At 29.4% G+C, this 18967-nt stretch carries 18 protein-coding genes; 8 read left to right on the forward strand and 10 right to left on the reverse strand.

Translation table 11 applies throughout. From position 1 onward, the window contains the following. The first annotated feature begins 65 nt into the window (after positions 1-65). Positions 66-662 (forward strand): MBL fold metallo-hydrolase, encoded by a 597-nt coding sequence (locus AJN60_RS05300; protein ID WP_070286025.1) that lies wholly within the window; start codon positions 66-68, stop codon positions 660-662. A gap of 11 nt (positions 663-673) precedes the next feature. Then, positions 674-979 (forward strand): hypothetical protein, encoded by a 306-nt coding sequence (locus AJN60_RS05305; RefSeq protein ID WP_052949992.1) that lies wholly within the window; start codon positions 674-676, stop codon positions 977-979. 40 nt (positions 980-1019) lie between these two features. Here AJN60_RS05305 and AJN60_RS05310 read toward each other — a convergent pair whose 3' ends face one another. The 7 genes from AJN60_RS05310 to murJ are packed head-to-tail and all read right to left on the reverse strand — an operon-like array spanning position 1020 to position 9598. Next, positions 1020-1799: an enoyl-ACP reductase gene (locus AJN60_RS05310; RefSeq protein WP_070286026.1), complete on the reverse strand. Its 780-nt coding sequence runs from the start codon at positions 1797-1799 to the stop codon at positions 1020-1022. Next, positions 1799-2695: a 4-hydroxy-tetrahydrodipicolinate synthase gene (dapA, locus tag AJN60_RS05315; protein ID WP_070286027.1), complete on the reverse strand. Its 897-nt coding sequence runs from the start codon at positions 2693-2695 to the stop codon at positions 1799-1801. Before dapA ends, AJN60_RS05310 begins: the two co-directional genes overlap by 1 nt. Further along, entirely contained in the window at positions 2688-3938 is a 1251-nt protein-coding gene (locus tag AJN60_RS05320; protein WP_070286028.1) for a M16 family metallopeptidase, read from the reverse strand. Before AJN60_RS05320 ends, dapA begins: the two co-directional genes overlap by 8 nt. Next, a complete protein-coding gene (locus tag AJN60_RS05325) occupies positions 3935-4993 on the reverse strand; it encodes a quinone-dependent dihydroorotate dehydrogenase (RefSeq protein ID WP_070286029.1) in 1059 nt (352 codons plus the stop codon). Before AJN60_RS05325 ends, AJN60_RS05320 begins: the two co-directional genes overlap by 4 nt. A 30-nt stretch (positions 4994-5023) precedes the next feature. Beyond that, complete coding sequence (locus AJN60_RS05330) at positions 5024-6766, reverse strand: ABC transporter ATP-binding protein (RefSeq protein WP_070286030.1); 1743 nt, start codon at positions 6764-6766, stop codon at positions 5024-5026. Next, complete coding sequence (gene cysS / locus AJN60_RS05335; RefSeq protein WP_070286031.1) at positions 6759-8147, reverse strand: cysteine--tRNA ligase; 1389 nt, start codon at positions 8145-8147, stop codon at positions 6759-6761. The genes AJN60_RS05330 and cysS overlap by 8 nt, the downstream gene beginning before the upstream one ends. Then, a complete protein-coding gene (gene murJ / locus AJN60_RS05340) occupies positions 8147-9598 on the reverse strand; it encodes a murein biosynthesis integral membrane protein MurJ (RefSeq protein ID WP_044779412.1) in 1452 nt (483 codons plus the stop codon). The genes cysS and murJ overlap by 1 nt, the downstream gene beginning before the upstream one ends. Before the next feature lie 102 nt (positions 9599-9700). Here murJ and AJN60_RS05345 point away from each other — a divergent pair, with 102 nt between their 5' ends. Genes AJN60_RS05345 through AJN60_RS05370 form a run of 6 tightly spaced genes read left to right on the forward strand, consistent with a single transcriptional unit; the run spans position 9701 to position 15561 of the window. Beyond that, positions 9701-11560 carry a flagellar assembly protein A gene (locus AJN60_RS05345; RefSeq protein ID WP_070286032.1) on the forward strand — a complete coding sequence of 620 codons (1860 nt, stop codon included), beginning with the start codon at positions 9701-9703 and terminating at the stop codon, positions 11558-11560. Beyond that, positions 11536-12087 (forward strand): Holliday junction branch migration protein RuvA, encoded by a 552-nt coding sequence (ruvA, locus tag AJN60_RS05350; protein WP_002861440.1) that lies wholly within the window; start codon positions 11536-11538, stop codon positions 12085-12087. The genes AJN60_RS05345 and ruvA overlap by 25 nt, the downstream gene beginning before the upstream one ends. Positions 12088-12096: 9 nt before the next feature. Beyond that, a complete protein-coding gene (locus AJN60_RS05355; RefSeq protein WP_044780319.1) occupies positions 12097-13137 on the forward strand; it encodes a D-alanine--D-alanine ligase in 1041 nt (346 codons plus the stop codon). Between the two features lie 59 nt (positions 13138-13196). Next, the gene (locus tag AJN60_RS05360) at positions 13197-13412 is read left to right on the forward strand and encodes a type II toxin-antitoxin system Phd/YefM family antitoxin (protein ID WP_002852622.1); all 216 of its coding nucleotides are present in this window, start codon (positions 13197-13199) and stop codon (positions 13410-13412) included. Position 13413: 1 nt separating this feature from the next. Then, a complete protein-coding gene (locus AJN60_RS05365) occupies positions 13414-14133 on the forward strand; it encodes an alpha/beta fold hydrolase (protein WP_070286033.1) in 720 nt (239 codons plus the stop codon). Beyond that, a complete protein-coding gene (locus tag AJN60_RS05370; RefSeq protein ID WP_070286034.1) occupies positions 14134-15561 on the forward strand; it encodes a Mur ligase family protein in 1428 nt (475 codons plus the stop codon). A 57-nt stretch (positions 15562-15618) separates the two neighbouring features. On the opposite strand, the gene AJN60_RS05375 is transcribed toward AJN60_RS05370, so the two are convergent. From AJN60_RS05375 to AJN60_RS05385, 3 genes are all read right to left on the reverse strand, one after another. Further along, positions 15619-16950, reverse strand: coding sequence for a Cj0814 family flagellar-dependent secreted protein (locus tag AJN60_RS05375; RefSeq protein ID WP_070286035.1), 1332 nt, complete (start codon positions 16948-16950; stop codon positions 15619-15621). A 98-nt stretch (positions 16951-17048) separates the two neighbouring features. Next, entirely contained in the window at positions 17049-18068 is a 1020-nt protein-coding gene (locus AJN60_RS05380; RefSeq protein WP_070286036.1) for a fla regulon two-component system sensor histidine kinase FlgS, read from the reverse strand. Between the two features lie 3 nt (positions 18069-18071). Continuing rightward, positions 18072-18950, reverse strand: coding sequence for a DUF234 domain-containing protein (locus AJN60_RS05385; RefSeq protein WP_070318003.1), 879 nt, complete (start codon positions 18948-18950; stop codon positions 18072-18074). Between the last annotated feature and the right edge of the window lie 17 nt (positions 18951-18967).

The following is an 18967-nucleotide window of genomic DNA, read 5'->3' on the forward strand; positions in this document are numbered from 1 at the left end:
CCTTTTAAAAATTTAATGTATAATTATATTTATTTAAGGCAAATTTTTCATTAAAGAGGCAAAAAATGCAAATTATCAAACAAGCTTGTGGAGCTTATGAGACAAATTGTTATATTTTATTTGGTGAGCATGGAGAAATTATCATTGATCCTGGTTTTGATGCACTAAATTTCATCAAAAAACATGTAAAAAATCCTTTGGCGATTTTAAATACTCACGGACATTACGATCATGTTTGGGATAATGAAAAAGTAAAACAAGCCTATCAAATCCCCATTTATATTCATAAAAATGATGCTTTTATGCTTGAAGATCCTTTTAATCAAGGTTTTATATCTAGCAAAGCGGATTATTTGATTGATGATGAAAATATCATTTCTATAGGCGGATTTGATTTTAAATTTCACTTTTTACCAGGACATACGCCAGGTTGCACTATGATAGAAATTGTAGGTAAAAATATCATATTTAGTGGAGATTTTTTATTTTATAGAAGCATAGGAAGATGGGATTTTCATTATTCAGATGCAAATTTAATGAAACAAAGCTTAGAAAAAGTTATGACTTACAAAGAAGATTTTAAACTTTTACCAGGACATGGACAAGAGACTACTTTAAAAGAAGAACAAGCCCATTTACCCTCTTGGCTTAGATACTTTTAAGGTATATTAAAATGGAATTAGATCAAATTTTATTATATGCTTTTATTTTTTTAAATCTTTTTGCTCTTTTTGGTTTATTTTTGGGAAATAAAAAGAAAAATCAATTTAACGATAAAAAATTTTACAAAATCTGCCCATGTAAAAAAATGGCAGAAAATGGATCTTTAAGTACGATTTGTATTTATTCAGCTGTGGGAGGATTTTTTTACAGCGTATTATCTATAGGTTTTGTAGGTTTTGGTAATTGGGCTTTAAATTTTATTTTTTTACTTGCATTATTAAGTGTTTTTTTAGGGTGGAAATTAAAGCTTGATTGAAAAATATTTTTAAGAAAAATCCATTGATTTTTCTTAATTTTTATTTAAAAGTTGTACCACCATCAACGATGAAAGTATGTCCTGTCACCCAGCTTGCCTTACTTGAACAAAGAAAAAGACATGCTCCAGCCAAATCTTCAGGCTGCCCCATGCGATTTAAAGGGCTTAAATTTATAGTAGCCTGTTTTACTTCTTCATAATTTGTAAAAGCTCTTAAAGCATCGGTTTCAATAGGCCCACCACTTACGACATTTACACGGATATTTTTTTCTCCAAGTTCAGTAGCTGCATATCTTGCCATAGCTTCTACAGCAGCTTTTGCTGTACCATGACCTGAATAATTTTCTATATACACTAAATTTCCTGTAGATGAAATAGAAATAATACTTCCACCCCCTACTTTTTCCATCCTTTTAGCTGCTTCTTGTGCACCCACAACAAAAGCATTTACAGTAGCTGTAAAGATGTTATTAATTCCCTTTGGTTTTAACTTCATAAATTTAGTATAACCACCTACAACAGCACGTCCTGAAATGATAGCATTTGAGATAAAATAATCCACTCTATCAAAATCCGCATCAATTTTTTCAAAAAGTTCTTTATAAGTTTCAGGTTCTAAAATATTAAATTCATAAGCCCTAGCTTTGATTTTATAATTTTTCTCCAAATCTTGCACCATTTTATCAGCAATTTGCGCATTAGAATTATAAGTAAAAGCTATATTTGCACCCACTTTAGCAAATTCATAAACTATAGCCTTACCTATCCCACGAGTTCCACCGCTGATTACTAAAGTTTTTCCTTGAAATTCTGTATTCATTAAAATCCTTTGATCTTATATTTTTTCATCACTTCTTCAATTTTAGCAAAATTTTCCTTACTTGGAGGACAAAGAGGAAGTCTAAACTCCAAACTTTCTATCAATCCAGCTATATACATAGCCGTTTTAATAGGAATAGGGTTGCTTTCGCAAAATAAAATTTTATTGATATTATAAAGCTCATCATTGATTTTTTTAGCTTCTTTATAATTTTCATCTAAAGCAAATTGAGTTAAAGCGCTAATCATATCGGGTAATAAATTTGAAGTTACTGAAATCACTCCCTTTCCACCATTTGAAAGTATAGGATAATTGATCGCATCTTCTCCCGAAATAAGCATCATTCTAGGTTCGTGCGCGAGCAAATCCACGCACTTATCGATATTTCCACTCGCTTCTTTTACTCCATAAATATTTTCACAATCTCTAAAAAGCTTGATAATAGTATCTGTTGAAATTTCACAACCTGTTCTTCCTGGAACATTATATAAAAGCACAGGAATATCTACACTTTGTGCAATAGCCTTATAATGCTCATAAAGTCCTTGTTGTGTAGGTTTATTATAATATGGCGCCACACTTAAAATCCCATCAGCTCCATGCTCTTTAGCAAATTTAGCTAAATCCACTGCCTCATGAGTTGCATTACTTCCCGCACCTGCTAAAACCTTAACCTTAGTTCCTTTGCAAGTCTCAACGGCTACTTCTATACAAGTTCTATGTTCTTCATGGGTTAAAGTTGCACTCTCTCCTGTTGTTCCTACTGGAACTACTGCATCGATGTCATTTTCTATTTGTCTTTTAATCAATCTTGCATAACTTTGCTCATCAACTTTTCCATTTTTAAACGGTGTAATAAGGGCCGTCATCGCCCCAATGATAATATTTTTATCCATTTGAATCCTTTCTTAGAATTACCGTAGTTGAATTTTCTTGAATAAAATATTTTTTAGCACAAGAAATCAAATCTTTTAATTCCAAATTTTGTATATCTTTCTCATAATTTAACAAAGGATTGATATCTCCTCTTGCTAGATATGAACCATAAATATTTGCCACTGCACTAGCATTGTTAAGTGAGAAAATAAAATCACTTTTAACATTATTTTTTACTCTTTGCAAATCTTTTTGAGAAATTTTACCCATTTTAAGTTTATCAATGATTTTTAAAAGCTCTTTTTCTACTTTTTCTGCATTAACATTGGGGTTACAATTACAAATAAAAATAAATAAATTTTCATCTATACAATCATTAACATAAGCATAATAATCATTGATTAAATTTAATTTATCAATCAAAATTTCACTCATTAAAGAACTTTTCCCACTTCCTAAAAGCTCAGATAAAGCATTTAAAGCAGGTATATCTTTGTGTTTGAAATTTGGAATTTTATAAGCAAGGGCTAATAGTTCAGTATCTGAGTTTTTATGCAAATATATTCTTTTTGCTCCATCTTGTTTAGGCTCTTTTGTGTGAATTTTAGGTATAGTCTTAGTATTTTTAATCTTCTCAAAATGTTTTTTTGAAAGCTCAAAAACTTCTTTACTTTCTATATCGCCACTTACAAGCAAAATCGCATTTTTAGGTTGATAGTAAATGCTGTGAAATTCTTTAATATCCTCAATACTCCAATTTTCTATATCCTTAAAAAAACCTATAGGAGTCCAATGATAAGGATGATACATAAATGCGTGATTAAAAAGTCTAAAATAAAGATATCCCAAAGGGTTATTATCTGTTCTCCATCTACGCTCTTCTAAAACCACTGCTCTTTCAGGCTGAAACTCTTCATCTTTTAAATTTAAATTCGCCATAAGTTCTGCAAAAAGCTCTAAAGCTTTATCTAAATTTTTCTTCGCACATTTAATATAATAATGAGTATAGTCAAAACCTGTGCTTGCATTATCCACACCACCAAAACCCTTAACAATCTCATCAAATTCGCCAGCTTTTAAATTTTTAGTACTTTTAAAATTTAAATGTTCTAGCATATGAGCTATGCCACTTTTTCCCATGATCTCATTTCTTGAACCCACTTTATAAAAAATATCAACGCTAATCACATTGCTATTTTTATTTACAGGCAAAGCATAAACTTCAAGCTTGTTTTTTAATTGAATTTTTTCATAAGCAATCATTTTAAATTTACCCCAACAGCTTCACTAATATGTAAAAAACCATCTTTTCTTAAAAACTCTATAAGATTTTGATTGATATTTTTTACCAAAGAAGGACCTTTAAAAATCAAAGCTGTATAAACTTGCACCAAATTAGCCCCATTTTTAATACGCTCATAAGCAATATCAGCACTATCAATCCCTCCACTTGCAATAAGCAAGGTTTTACCAAAAAGAATCTTAGCTACTTCTTTGAAAAAAATACCACTTTTTTCCGTAATCAGCCTTCCGCTAATACCACCAAAAGTACGATTATTATCTAACAAGCTATAATCAACACTGGTATTGGCTAATATAAACCCATCTGCACCTTTTTTAATGGCATTTTCACATAAATTTAAAGCATCATCTATTTTCATATCAGGAGCAATTTTTATCAAAATAGGCTTAGAAGTGATTTTTTTGGCTTCTTCAAGCAAGGTATTTAAAAAATCATCATTTTGCAACTCTCTTAAATTTTTAGTATTAGGAGATGAGATATTAACGATAAAATAATCACACAAATCCTTAAAATCTCTAAACAAAGTAAAATAATCCTCCAAGGCTTTGTCATTTGGAGTGATTTTATTTTTCCCTATATTTACCCCTAAAGGCAAAACAAAAGGATAAGTTTTTGCAAGCCTTAAAGCAATCTTTTCAGCACCTTCGTTGTTAAAACCCATAGCATTTTGTATACTTTCTTGTTTTACAAGTCTAAATAGGCGTGGCTTTTCATTGCCTTCTTGAGGTTTTGGAGTAAAAGTTCCCACTTCCAAAAAGCCAAATCCTAAAGCACTCAAAGGTCTTATCATGGTAGCATTTTTATCAAAGCCTCCTGCTAAACCCACAGGATTATTAAAATCAAGTCCAAGTAAATTTTGCCTTAAACTCTCATCATCAACTATATATTTATGCGCTAAAAAACTTAAAGCTCCTGGAAAACTAGCGCTTAAAGTCCTTAAGCTATATTCAACCAAAGCGTGTGCATGCTCAGGGCTTAACTTAAAAAGTAAAGGTTTTATCATTTCATAAGCCATTTTTAATCCTTTTTGAAATTCTAACTAAAATTAACTAAAGCTAGGCTTTGTTTTTTCTTTGCTTTTAAATTTTTGATATAAAGAACAAGTTTGTAAAAGCTCTTCATCTTTACCTATTGCCAATACTTTACCCTTATCCAATACTACTATTTTATCTGCATTTTCTATAGTGCTTAAACGATGTGCAACCACTAAAATCAATCTGTCTTGTTTTAAATTTTCTATAGTTTTAACTATGGCTTTTTCACTTTCATTATCCAAAGCTGAAGTTGCTTCATCAAAAATAAGCACATCAGGATTTTTATATAAAGCTCTAGCGATTGCTATTCTTTGTTTTTGCCCTCCACTTAAGTTCTTACCATGTTCTTTCACTTCAGCCCAAATCCCGCCCATTTCTTTAACAAATTCATAGGCATTGGCCAATTTTAAAGCTTGGACGACTTTTTCTTCTTCTAACTCTTCGCTATAAGCAATATTTGCAGCAAAGCTATCATTAAAAAGATAAATATTTTGCGTTACAAGTCCTATTTTAGCATGTAAGCTTTCTATGGTAAAAGTGCTAATATCTTCTTGATTGAGTAAAATTTTACCTTTTTGCTTTTCATAAAAATACATCAAAAGATTAATAATAGAAGATTTACCACCCCCACTTGTCCCTACAAGAGCAAGCATTTGCCCTTTAACAAAATCAAAATTTACGCCTTTTAAAACACTTTTATGCGGGTTTTCATAAGCAAATTCAACATTTTTAAAGCTAATTTTTTTAATGTTTTTTAATTCTTTGCTTCCACCTTTAATTTGAGGTTCTAAATCCAATAAATAAAAAGTTCTTTCACTTGCCGCAACAGCACCTTGAAGCTTTCCATATAAAGACGAAAGACGCTTTAAAGGAGTATATATCGCAAAAAGTGCTGAAACAAAACTGATAAAACTTCCCACACTCATAGAACCATTGATAACCTCTCTACCCCCTACAATAATCACCACAGCAACCCCAACAGAACCCATCATATCCATTAAAGGACTTGTAAGTGCATCAATACGTGCGGATTTTAGGTTTAATTTACATAAAGTATCATTATGCTTGGCAAATTTATCACTTTCTTTTTTTTCATTATCATTAGCTTTGATCAATTCAATATTTGAAAAAATTTCACCCAAATAAGAAAGTAAATCCGAATTTGTCTCTTGTATATTTCTTGCATATTTTTTAAGTTTTTTAGCAAACCACACCAAAGGGAAAATAGCTAAAGGCAAAATCACTAAAGCAAAAAAAGCCAAAGTAGGACTTTGATACAAGACTACCGAAAGCAGTCCTATAGCAGTTAAAAGCTCTCTAAAAAAATCAGGAATAATGTTTGATACTATGCTTTGAAGCGCATTAATATCATTAGTACAACGACTTACAAGCTCTCCACTTCTATAGCGTTTAAAAAAATCCATATCCAAGCGTAAAATATTTTTTAAGACCCTAGCACGCAATACTCTTAACATATCTGTTCCTATAAAAGAAACATAAAAACTTTGCAAATAAGTTCCAAGATTTTTAAAAAAATACATCAATACTAGCAAAAAAGGCACTGTATAAAGTAAAGCTTCATTTTTTTCAACGAAAATATAATTTAAAATAGGCTCTAAAGCATAAAAACTTCCAGCAGTTCCTCCGCTTGCCAAAATCATACCAAAAATAGCTATAGCAAATTGTTTCCAATATCTTTTATAAAAGGGTTTAAAGCGTATTAAAACCTCTTTTAAATTCATCTCATTATGCATTTATTTTCTCCCAAATTGTTCCATTTGGAGTATCTAAAAGAGTGATTTTTTTACTACTTAATTGTTCCCTTATTGCATCAGCTGTGTTAAAATCTTTGTTTTTCTTAGCCTCAATTCTTTCTAAAATTAACTTTTCAATTTCTTCTCGTTCTTCTTTGCTTACACCCCATTGAAAATATAAAGTTGTATCCATAAAACCAAAGCCAAAAATTTTAGCTAGCTCACTTAAAGCTTCTTTGATATTTTGTTTTAAAATTTTATTTTTGCTTTCTTTATCCAACTCTAAATTTGCATTACTTATAAAATCATCCAAAAGAGCTAAGGCTTTAGAAATATTTAAATCATCATTTAAAATCTCTAAAATTTGCTTAGCAATTTCACTTTTTATTTCAATATCATTTAAAACATCAAAATCAGAAATTTCACCTAAATCTAATCTTTTTTTAAGGCGATAAAATTTATCTAAACGTTTTTTAGTATTTTCTAAATCCGATAAAGAATAATTAAAATGAGATCTATAATGAGAACTCAAAAGATAAAATCTTAAAGCCTCGCCCATAAATTCTTTTAAAGCATCTTTTATAAAAAAACTATTATTTAAACTTTTACTCATTTTTTCGCCATCAATTTTTACAAAACCATTGTGAAGCCAAACATTTGCTAATTTTCTCTTACATCCACAACGACATTGCGCAGCTTCATTTTCATGATGAGGAAAAAGCAAATCTATCCCTCCAGCATGTATATCAAGAGTATTTTCAAAAATAGAATCAATCATAGCAACACATTCAGTATGCCAACCTGGACGCCCTTTGCCAAATTCACTTTCGTAAAAATTTTCATCAAATTTCCAAAGCACAAAATCGCTTTCATTTCTTTTTTGCACTTCATTACTTAGACGAGAGATGTTTTCTTCTAAATTGCGATTTGATAGGCTTAAATATTTTTCATCTTTACTTGTATCAAAATAAATTCCATCTTCTAGAGCATAAACAAACCCATCCTTAGCAAGCTTTTTAATCAAATCAAGCATAGCTGTTATATAATGCGTTGCACGAGGTTTAAAATCAGGATCTAATACATTTAAAACCCTCATATCCTCTTCATAACTTTTGATATAAAATTCCGTAATTTCCTCTAAAGTTTGACCACTTTGAGCCATTTTTTTCAAAATCTTATCATCAATATCTGTATAATTTCTAGCAAATTTTACCCTATTGCCCTGAGCAAGTAAAACCCTACGCAAAAGATCAAAACAAACACTACTTCTTGCATGTCCTAAATGTGCATCATCATAAACCGTAGGCCCGCATAAGTAAATACTAATATCTTTTTTATCAAGTTTTATTTTCTCTTTTGTTGCACTGTCTAATAATCTCATTAAAAAACTCCTTTAAAACTTGTAAAAATTCCTATAAAAAAACTTAAAATATAAGGTTTAATCAAAATAAGCAAGATCGTAAAAACAATCAAAGCAACTATAACTAATAAGCAAATTTTAATAGATATTAAAGCAAAAAATTTCTTAAAACCAAATTCTTTGATATTAGCTCCAAGCAAATAAAAAGCACTAATAGAGCTTGAAAGTGCTACTGCAATAACCTTTAAACTTTCATCTTTAATCAAAAATATAAAAGCCATAGAACATAAAGCACTGATAATTAAAGATTTTAACGCGATACAAGCTGCTATTTTTTGTTTAAATTTTGCATAAAGCCACAAAGAAAAAAGCTTTTGCAAACCAAAAGGTAAAAGCCCTATAAGATAAGCAATCAAAACATAAGCCGTAATCACACTATCTTCGTGAGTGAAATTTCCTCTTTCAAATAAAAGCTTTGAAATTTCCAAAGCAAACACAGAACCTACAATACTAGAAGCAATAAGCAAAATGCTTAAAAGCGCTAATGCTCTTTGCATAAATTTTAAGGCTAAATTTTCTTGACCACTTTTTAAATGTTTTAAAATTTTTGGAAAAGAAACTTGAGTTAGAGCGATAGCAAAAAGTGCAAGGGGGAGTTGGAAGACACGATTTGCATAATAAAGATAAGAAATACTCCCGCTCATTAAAAAACTAGCTATAGTTGTATCAAGCAATGAGCTAAATTGAGTCGCAGAAGAACCTAAAACTCCATGAAAAAAATTGCCATAAAAACCTTGTAATTTCGCCTTGGCTTTTTTAAATTTTATACTTAAAGCCATAGCACGGATTACAGGATTGTTTTTTAAAACAAGCAAATGTAAAATAAGCTGTGCCACCCCACTTAAAACCGTTGCATAAGAAAAATAATAAAGTGTATTTTGCGGTGCATTTTTATCCACAAAAAAAGCAGCTATAACAATACTTAAGTTGAATAATGCCGCAGAAAAAGAGGTAATGAAAAATTTTTGTCTATAATTTAAAATAGCTCCTAAAAAAGTAACTAAAAAAATAAAAAACAAATACCAAAAATTAATCGCCACTAAAGGAGCTGCTAAAGCTATAGTATCTGCGTTAAATCCAAAAGCAAAAAGCTTGGTAAAAAAAGAAGAGAAAAAACTTACCAAAAGACAAAATAAAAAAACTATAAGGCTAAATTGCATCATTACACTAACGCAAAAAGCTCCCTTTTTTTTCGCTTTTACAAAATTAGGCAAAAAGCTTTGTCCAAAAGCCCCTTCTGCAAAAATTCTTCTAAAAAAAGCAGGCATTTTTAAAGCCACAAAAAAAATATCACTATAAAGCCCTGCTCCTAAAAAAAGCGCTATTAAAACATCTCTAGCAAGCCCTAAAATTCTTGAAAATAAAATTCCTAAAGCATTGATAATAAAATTTTTAAATACTAAACTCTTCATTAAATTTTTCATAGATTTCAAAATATAAAGAGAACTATTTTAACTAAAATTGATTAAAAATTGACTATAATTACATTCTTAATTTTTTACAAGGGGAAAGTTTTGACTTTGGATGAAAAAATTATTGCCTATACAGAAAATCCAGCTCGAGAGCTTTTAAGTGTAGCTTCACGAACAAACATTAACTTAAATGAGCTTGATTTTAATTTATTGGCATTTTCTACACAATATCGTTTTGGAGATTTAGAATGGGAAAAAATCTCTGAAAAAGAATTAACTCTTTTTGATAAAGATGAAATTTTTTTAAAAAATGATCTTCAAATCAAGCAAGAATACAAAATAGAAATTTTCCATGGTATAAACCAAAGCAAAGCATCTCAAGCAGTCAAACTAGTTGCGAATAAAAATTTAACCAAAATAGTTGCTCAAATTGATTTTGCAAATTTAGACTTTCATGAAAAACTAGCACTAGAACTTTTGCAAAATATTTATAAAAAGATGTTGAAACTTAAATTTTTGATAGGTATCCGCATTTTTGATTTTAAGAAAAATTTAATGTCTTTTTGCAACCAACATAAAAATACCCCTTTAAATAAAACTATACAAATCACCGTTGCACAAGGTATTGATCCTATAGAAAGTCAAGACGAATCTCTGATCTTAACTTATAAAGAAAAAACCAAAAACTATACTATCGATGAAAAACGCTCAGGTATTATTGCTGTTGATGAAAATGAAGTTATTTTAAAACACACCAAATTTAAACAAGGTAAAGAAGGAAAAGACTTAAATTTACACACCTTAAAAGTTTTAGCCGCAAATGAAAATAAAGTTAAATTTTCTTGTTCTTCGGCTTTTAAACAAGTAGAGCAAGATGGATACACAGAATATATAGCCTTAAAAAAAGGTTATGTAGTACAAGATGGTGAAAATTTTGATATCGCCAATGAACTAGATTTTAATGGGGTAGATTTTAAAAATATAGGGATTATAAGAGCTGGACTAGACAAAAATGTCAAAATCAATATAAAATTTCTTTCAGAAGTAAAAGATGCTGTAAATTCTGGCGTTGGGATAGAATGTGAAGAATTAAATGTAGTCGGAAGCATAGGAAGCAACACTCAACTTAATGCCACTAAAATGAAAATTGAAGGCACTACACACTCTAAAGCCAAAATTCAAGCCAAACAAGCCTATATAAAAACTCATAGAGGATTTGCAGAAGCCGAAATTTTAAATATAGATTTGCTCGAAGGGGGAACAATCAAAGCCAAAGAAGTGAGAATTAAAAAAAGTTTAGGTGGAAATATACAAGCTGATAAAATCTATATAGAAAATTTAGAAAGTAATAATTCTTGTGTGTTTTTTGAAAACACTACAATAGAACGCATCAACGGGGATAACAATAAATTTCATGCCAAAATTAAAACTCTTGATAAAAATTATGATGAAGAATTTGCGATTTTAGGAGAGCAAATTTCTAAGTTAAATCATAAAATAAATAAAATAAGACAATATATTTTATCAAGCAAAAATGGAATTTTAAGCGTTGAAAAAAAGATAGCAGAACTTAAAAATCAAGGTCAAAATGTTCCCGTACAATACGAAAAAGCTCTAAAAGATTTCTCTTTACAAAATCTTGAATTAAATAAACTACAAAATGAAGAAAAAGAACTTCTTGAACGCAAAAAATCTTTACAATTAGAATTAATCAATTTACAAAAAATGCTTTTTGAAGCAACTTTTATAAATAAAAGCGGCAAATGGACTGATATGAATGAGATCAAATTTTCACTTCTAGAGCCTAAAGAAGATATTTTTTACTCTTCATTTGTTAATGAAAGTGCTAAATTTATAGGTATTAAAAAAGTCATACAAAACAACCAAGAAAGTATAGAAATACATAAAAAATTAGATTATGAAGAAAAGGATATAGCATGGTTGTCGGCATCGAAGGAATAATCACAAAAAAAGAACCTACTTTTATCATTGTTAAATGTGCTAGTGGTTTAAGCTATGGGATATTTATTTCGCTTTTTTGTTCTGCTAAAATTCAAACTCAAGAAAAGCATGAGTTTTTTATTACTCAAATCATCAAAGAAGATTCTAATAAATTTTATGGCTTTTTGGATAAAGATGAGCAAAAAATGTTTGAAATGCTTTTAAAAGTCAATGGAGTGGGTGCAAATACTGCTATGGCGGTATGCTCTAGTCTTGATGTAAATTCTTTTTACAAAGCGTTAAGTTTGGGCGATGAAAGCGTGCTTAAAAAAGTACCTGGCATAGGTCCAAAAAGTGCAAAACGCATTATAGTAGAACTTTCTGACACAAAAACCAAACTTGAAAATGTAAGCGATGATAAAAGCGAAGCCTTAACCGCGCTTCTTACTCTAGGCTTTAAACAAGAAAAAATCATAAGTGTTTTAGCAAGCGCTCAAGCAACAGGCACAAGCGAACTCATCAAAGAAGCTCTTAAAAAACTAGGATAAAGGAATAAAATGAAATTTGCAATACTTTTTGGCGGAAATTCTTATGAACATGAGATCAGTATAGTAAGTGCTGTAGTGCTTAAAAAAGTTATCAATCAAAATTTAGAATTTATTTTTTGCGATGAAGAAAGAAGATTTTATCATATCCCAAGTGAAAAAATGAATTCTAAAACTTTTAGCACCAAAGCTTATAAAAAAGAAAAAGAGCTCTTCGTTAAACAAGGAGGTTTTTTTAGCAAAGGTTTTTTAAAAGAAAATAAACTAGAGTGCGAATGCGTGATCAATCTTATCCATGGTAGAGATGGAGAAGATGGAAAAATTGCGGCTTTATTTGAGTTTTATTCTATTAAATTTATAGGACCTAGGCTTGAAGCTAGTGTATTATCTTTTAACAAAGAACTTACCAAACTTTATGCCAAAAGCGTTGGAGTAAAAACACTTGATTATACCATGCTAAGAAAAAATCAAAACTCTAAAGAAAAGCTTAGTTTTCCTTGCATTATCAAACCTGCAAGACTTGGAAGTAGTATAGGTATTAGCATAGTAAAAGATGAAAAAGATTTAGAATACGCCAAAGATGTAGGTTTTGAATTTGATAATGATCTTGTAGTAGAAGAATTTAAAAACAATATCAAAGAATACAATCTTGCAGGATGCATGATCAATGATGAGTTTGTTTTTTCTATCATAGAAGAGCCAAAGAAAAAAGAATTTTTAGACTTTGAACAAAAATATCTTAGTTTTTCAGGACACAATGAGCTTATAGAAGCAGATTTAAGCGAAGAATTAAAAGAAAAACTCAAAGATAGCTTTAAAAAGATTTACAATCCTTTGTTTAAAGGTGCTTTAATACGCTGCGATTTTTTTATACTGGATAATGAAGTATATTTAAATGAAATCAACCCAAATCCTGGTTCTTTGGCTAATTATCTTTTTAAAGATTTTAATACCACTTTAAACGCTTTAGCTGATCAAATTTCACTTGAAAAAATGATAAAAATCAACTACAACTTCCTTCACTCCATCAACGGACAAAAAGGAAAATTATAAGCTTTTAAGTCAAAATACGCTAAATTATACATAAAATTTAGCGTATTTTAGGAAGAAAAATGCTCTCTTTTAAACAAGATGAAATTTACACTGCCACCGAGGTGGTAAGAAATTTTAGCCCCATTATGGAAAAACTCAAAAAAAGCGAAAGTGGAAAAATAGTTATTTTAAAAAATAACAAATTTGAAGCTGTAATGCTTAGTATGAAAGAATTTGAACGCTTACAAAATGCCATGCAACTTTTAGAAAATATCTACAAAAATCAAAAGGCTTAAAATGGCTCAAACTCAACTTTCTTATAAAAACAAAACTTATCAAATTTCTTATGAAATTTTAGGCGATCTTTCCTTACCGCAAATACTTATCTTACACGGCTGGGGAGCCAATAAAGAACTTATGAAGCAAAGTTTTCGTCCTTTTTTAAAAGATTTTTGTCAAATTTATATGGATTTAGCAGGTTTTGGAAATTCAAGTGTGGAAGAAATTTTAAACACTCAAGATTATGCCAATATCACAGAACTTTTTTTAAAACAAAAAAAACTCAATATCTGTTTTTTCATGGGGCATTCTTTTGGCGGAAAAGTAAGCACCCTACTCGCAAAAGAAAAAGACACTCTAATCTTACTTTCAAGTGCAGGAATTTTGGCTAAAAAATCCCTAAAAGTGCGTTTTAAAATCCGTATTTTTAAAATTTTAAAACTCTTTGGTTTGGGAAAATTTTATCGCTATTTTGCTAGTAAAGATGGAGCAAATCTTAGTCCTATGATGTATGAAACCTTTAAAAAGGTTGTTGATGAGGATTTTAGTGAAATTTTTGCCAAGCAAAAGGCTAAAAGTTTGATTTTTTGGGGAAAAAGCGATGAAGCTACGCCTTTATATTGTGGCGAGAAAATGCATCAATTCTTAAAAAATAGCACTTTTTATCCTTTAGAGGGGGATCATTTTTTCTTTTTAAAACATTCTGCTTTCATAGCTCAAAAAATTAAGGAAATTTAAATGCTTATCAATACTCTTTATTTTATCAATTCTTTATTTTTTAATTTTTGTATAGCTTTTTATCTTATGAGTGCTTTACAATGGTATTCTTATAAATTTAAGCGCGTGTTTTTTCATTATCATAAACCTTTGTGGCATTTGTATTTTTTATTTATTCCTTATTTTTTATTCTTAGCTTTTCCTTTATACTCTTTGGCATATTTTGCATTGTTCCATACTCCGATTTTGTATTTTTGGAACAAAGGTATAGATAAAAAGCTTGTTTTTACAAGCAAGGTCAAATGGTTTTTTGTTTTTGTTTTTGTTTATAATGCTATTTTTGCTATCCTTGCTTTGCGTTTTTCTTTTCTTTTTAATCTTTTTAGCCTTCCTTTTGCTTTATTGAGTCTTAAAATTTATGAGTTTTTTACAAATTTATATTATAAAAAACAAGCCAAAGCCAAACTAAAAGCCAATGAAAATTTAAAAATCATACTCATTACCGCAAGTTTTGGAAAAACAAGTATTAAAAATTTTCTATACGAACTTTTAAAAGATGACTTTAAAAGCTACAAAACACCACGCTCTGTCAATACCTTGCTAGGTATAGTTGCTGATATCAATACCAATTTAAGTCAAGATACTCAAATTTACATAGCTGAAGCAGGTGCTAGACTTAAAGGCGATATTGATGAAATCACTCGTTTTTTACAACCTCACACCAGCATAGTAGGAGAGATAGGCAATGCACATTTAGAGTATTTTAAAAGTGTTGAAAATATCCGCTCAACCAAACTTGAAGCCTTAAATTCCAAAAGACTAGAAAAGGCTTTTTTACACTCTAGCACCCAAAAAGAAGAAGATAAACTCATCAGCCTTTATGATGATAAATTAAATCTTATTCATTCAAGTCTTGAAGGTTTAGAATTTAAAGTCGATATAGAAAATAAATCCTATGATTTTAAAAGTCAAATTTTAGGGGATTTTAACGCGCAAAATCTTTGTGTTTGTATACTTTGTGCTCATTATCTTGGCGTAAAGCTAGAAAAAATTCAAAAGCAAGTTTTAAATATAAACTCCGTAGAACATCGCTTGCAAGTGCTTTCAAGAGAGCCTAAATTTATCATAGATGATGGTTTTAATGGAAATTTTAAAGGTATGAGCACAAGCTATGAACTTTGTAAAAGCTATAAAGGACGCAAAGTTTTAGTAAGTCCTGGTATAGTAGAAGTAAGCGAAGAAGAAAATATAAAACTTGCTAAAATCATCAATGAGTGTTTTGATCTTGCTATCATTAGCGCACAAATCAATGCTGAAATTTTCAAAAAAGAGTTAAAAATAAAAACCATTATACTTAAAGAAAAAAGCCAGCTAGTTCAAACTCTAGCTAAAGAAACAAAAAACGGAGATTTAATACTCTTTTCAAACGATGCGCCTAGTTTTATGTGATTCGTATAAGTATTTGCAAATGTCATCATTTTCAATTTGACTTCGTGCAAATACTTCCTAAACCCTAGTTTGTCCTATAAGATTATTTAATCTATCCATTATAGATCCAACATAAGAATTTATACTTTCACTACTTGCTTTCCAACCATCAGCTTTTGCTTGATTAAACTGATTATCAAACCAAGCTCCACCATAACCTATGCTTGTATTTTGCCAAGCAACTCCTTTTTCCATTGCATATATATCTGCATCAAGCCAGCCATCTTGTGCATAACCTTTTAATAAACTTGCAAAATCTACTTTGGCTGTCATGATGTCATCGAAATCTACATTAGAGTATTTTGGAATACTTTGTTTGGCAACATTAAGATTATAATTCATTGCTTGCCGTGCAATAGTTGTATTTTTTCCTGCAACCATATAACCACCTTCTGATTTTAAAAAGCTCATAAACAAAGCTTCTTTAGAATAACTTCCATCTTCATTTTGTGGATAAACTGACATATCAGGATTAAATCCACCTTCCATTAAAGCTCCTTGTGATAAACTTTGAGTTGATATATTTAATTTTTGTGGATAAAAATCAATACCCATCATTCCCATTTGTATTGCTTGAGCTTCATGAAATTCATCATCTGTTTTAAAAACATTAGTTACTTTTGTGTTAGAATGATTAACTAGTCCTAATGCATTATAAGGATTGGATTGATCTGAAAAATCTAAACCTTTATAGCCAACAGAAATATAACCCTTGGGCATAGAATTTATATCCGCTTCAGTGAAACTTGTTTTATTGGTATCGTTAAAAGTATGATTAACAATTTGATTAAATTGATTATAGTATTGTTTTATGGTATCAGCCATATCGATATTGGTAAAATAGCGAGAAATTCCTAGCTGTTCTTTTATGTCTTGATATTGTGCTTCATTAAAGTTATATATCTCATCCAAAGTAGATTTATGTATCTTAAAATCTTCAGGAAGTCCTGCAGCTTTATTAAAATCACTTCCCATATAACCATCTTTATCTACACTATAACCATAGGCTGTATTGGTAGAAGTATTACTTATATCTGCTTGTTTATATTTTAGAGTATAAATAGAGTTTTTAAATTCACTAGATATATCATAGTTAGGAGAATTTGTCTTACTACTTATACTAAAATTAGTGTTATTGCTAGTATTTGTTGTATTAATAGAATTTAATACTTCACTTCTTGCTAGAGTTTGTAAATTTGCATTTTGAATTTCATTTAATTTACTAGCATTTTGTTTTAAAAAAGCATTAGCAAAACTTATTTTAGAATTTTCTTTACTTTCTTTATTAGCTTTTGCTTGTGAAAGTATAGAACCATAGTTTGAGTTATCATTGATACTAAAGATACTCATATTAATTCCTTGATTTAGATTTTTTTGCCTTCAACCTAAATATATTAAAATAATATAAGCAAAATCTGTTCCGTTTTGGGGTGAAAAGAAAATATTTATCACACCAAAGGTAAGGTAAAATAAAAATTCTTAGGATCGCTTTGAAAACTTAACTCTCCCTTATGAGCGTTTATAATTTCTTTAGAAAGAGACAAGCCAAGCCCATTGCCTTTAAGTTTTGTTGTTTTAAAAGCTTCAAAAACCAATTTCTCATCTTTTATTTCACAACCATTATCATACACTCTGATGCATATTTTTTCATTATCACAACTTGCTAAAATTTTAATCATAGGTTTTTCACATTCGCTTTCTTCTATCGCATCAATAGCATTATAAATCAAATTTTGTAAAACCAAACCAAGAAGAGCTTTATCAGCACAAATCGGCTTATTCAAAAAAGATATTTCAAAGTCTATTTGAGAAGTAAAATTATAAGAGTTAATGGCACTTTCACACTCTTCTTTTAACTCTAAAAGATTAAAATTTAAAGCATTGATGTGCACACCCTTAGTAAAAAGTAAAGTTGAATTTACGATACGCTCTACTCTGGCAATAGCCTTTTGGATTTCAAGAACTATATGCTTATTTTTAAGCTCACTACGAGCAAAAAGGGTTGAAGCAAGTAAAGATATAGATCCGATAGGATTTCTTATCTCATGTGCCAAATGAGCCGCTACACTACCCATGCTTGCAAGCCTTTCATTGCGTTTTTCATCGCTAATATCTGTAGCTGAAACTATAGTTTTTTCATTATGCGCTATGATTTTTACCGCATAAAACCTACCTTCAAATTCAAGCTCATCACGAATTTTATCAAGACTAATGATACTAAGTAATTTTGGATTTTTCAAGGCTTCTTGATTTTGTAAAATAATATTTTTTTCTTTATCTAAAATCCAAAGCGCACTAGGCAATACCTCTATAATCTCATCAACCATTGCACGTAAGGAATTATAGTTTTCATTTAAAGTTTTGTATTCATTTTCTATTACATAAGTTTGTTCTATAAGACTTTCTAAGCCTTTTTGTAGGGTTTCTTTTTCATTTGAGTCTAAACTTTTTAAAATACTTTCATTCATTTATCATTCCTCTAATAAAATCTTAAAATCATTCAAATCAAATAAAAGCAAATTCTGTTCGCATATTTTATCAAATTCCTTGCTAAAACCATTTTTTGAGATTATAATATAATAATTTGGTGCCAAATTTAAAGACTTTGCTTTTGATTTTAAAAGATTTAAAATATTTTTACAAATTTTTTTATTTTTAAATTTAACTTCTCCGACAAAACACAAATTTTCATCTTGATAATAAAGATCAAGTTCTAAATTCTTATCCCAGTAACTTTGCACTCCATTGATATTGAATTTTTTCTCAAGCAATTCTCTAGAAAGTTGTTCAAAACAAAAACTTTGATAAAGTTCAAATTTTTCTTTAATGCATTCTAAAACTTCTTTATAACGATTTTGCAAAATAAGCTTTTCATTGGGCTTTAAAAAATAAAAAAAGAAACGAGTAAAATGGTTGCTAAATATAATCTTATCTTGGATAACATAAGATCTTAGTTCTTTTTTGATTTTTTGTTTTTTATCTTTTATTTTTTTAGCTTCCTTACTATACTCAAGTTTTATTATACCTGTTTCTAAAAGATATTTAAGTGTAGATAAAGCTTTAAAATGCTGAATTTTTCTATTGATAGAAAAACGCTTACGATTGTTTTTAGCTAGTAAAGTAAGAGCGTAAGAACTTGTTTCATCCAAGGCGAAATAACTTTTAATTTTTAGATAATCATCAAGCAAAATTCGCTCTATATTTGTAAATACATCGTCTTCAAAATTTAAAATGTTTAATTTTTCAAAACCTTCAAACACACTATAAAAATCAAAAAGCTTACTTAAAGACAAATTCTTATGCAAATCTACAAAGTTCTTAAATTTTATATTTTTCCTTTTATAAAGCATTTTTATAGTATAATTTT

Origin of the sequence: Campylobacter sp. BCW_4323 (assembly GCF_001763115.1) — a bacterium.
Lineage (GTDB): Bacteria > Campylobacterota > Campylobacteria > Campylobacterales > Campylobacteraceae > Campylobacter_D > Campylobacter_D jejuni.

What these genes read in the sequence shown, in the direction of transcription:
- AJN60_RS05300 (WP_070286025.1), top strand. Translation starts at nt 66, where the DNA reads ATGCAAATTATCAAACAAGCTTGTGGAGCTTATGAGACAAATTGTTAT.
- AJN60_RS05305 (WP_052949992.1), top strand. Translation starts at nt 674, where the DNA reads ATGGAATTAGATCAAATTTTATTATATGCTTTTATTTTTTTAAATCTT.
- AJN60_RS05310 (WP_070286026.1), bottom strand. Translation starts at nt 1,799, where the DNA reads ATGAATACAGAATTTCAAGGAAAAACTTTAGTAATCAGCGGTGGAACT.
- dapA (WP_070286027.1), bottom strand. Translation starts at nt 2,695, where the DNA reads ATGGATAAAAATATTATCATTGGGGCGATGACGGCCCTTATTACACCG.
- AJN60_RS05320 (WP_070286028.1), bottom strand. Translation starts at nt 3,938, where the DNA reads ATGATTGCTTATGAAAAAATTCAATTAAAAAACAAGCTTGAAGTTTAT.
- AJN60_RS05325 (WP_070286029.1), bottom strand. Translation starts at nt 4,993, where the DNA reads ATGGCTTATGAAATGATAAAACCTTTACTTTTTAAGTTAAGCCCTGAG.
- AJN60_RS05330 (WP_070286030.1), bottom strand. Translation starts at nt 6,766, where the DNA reads ATGCATAATGAGATGAATTTAAAAGAGGTTTTAATACGCTTTAAACCC.
- cysS (WP_070286031.1), bottom strand. Translation starts at nt 8,147, where the DNA reads ATGAGATTATTAGACAGTGCAACAAAAGAGAAAATAAAACTTGATAAA.
- murJ (WP_044779412.1), bottom strand. Translation starts at nt 9,598, where the DNA reads ATGAAGAGTTTAGTATTTAAAAATTTTATTATCAATGCTTTAGGAATT.
- ruvA (WP_002861440.1), top strand. Translation starts at nt 11,536, where the DNA reads ATGGTTGTCGGCATCGAAGGAATAATCACAAAAAAAGAACCTACTTTT.
- AJN60_RS05355 (WP_044780319.1), top strand. Translation starts at nt 12,097, where the DNA reads ATGAAATTTGCAATACTTTTTGGCGGAAATTCTTATGAACATGAGATC.
- AJN60_RS05360 (WP_002852622.1), top strand. Translation starts at nt 13,197, where the DNA reads ATGCTCTCTTTTAAACAAGATGAAATTTACACTGCCACCGAGGTGGTA.
- AJN60_RS05365 (WP_070286033.1), top strand. Translation starts at nt 13,414, where the DNA reads ATGGCTCAAACTCAACTTTCTTATAAAAACAAAACTTATCAAATTTCT.
- AJN60_RS05370 (WP_070286034.1), top strand. Translation starts at nt 14,134, where the DNA reads ATGCTTATCAATACTCTTTATTTTATCAATTCTTTATTTTTTAATTTT.
- AJN60_RS05375 (WP_070286035.1), bottom strand. Translation starts at nt 16,950, where the DNA reads ATGAGTATCTTTAGTATCAATGATAACTCAAACTATGGTTCTATACTT.
- AJN60_RS05380 (WP_070286036.1), bottom strand. Translation starts at nt 18,068, where the DNA reads ATGAATGAAAGTATTTTAAAAAGTTTAGACTCAAATGAAAAAGAAACC.
- AJN60_RS05385 (WP_070318003.1), bottom strand. Translation starts at nt 18,950, where the DNA reads ATGCTTTATAAAAGGAAAAATATAAAATTTAAGAACTTTGTAGATTTG.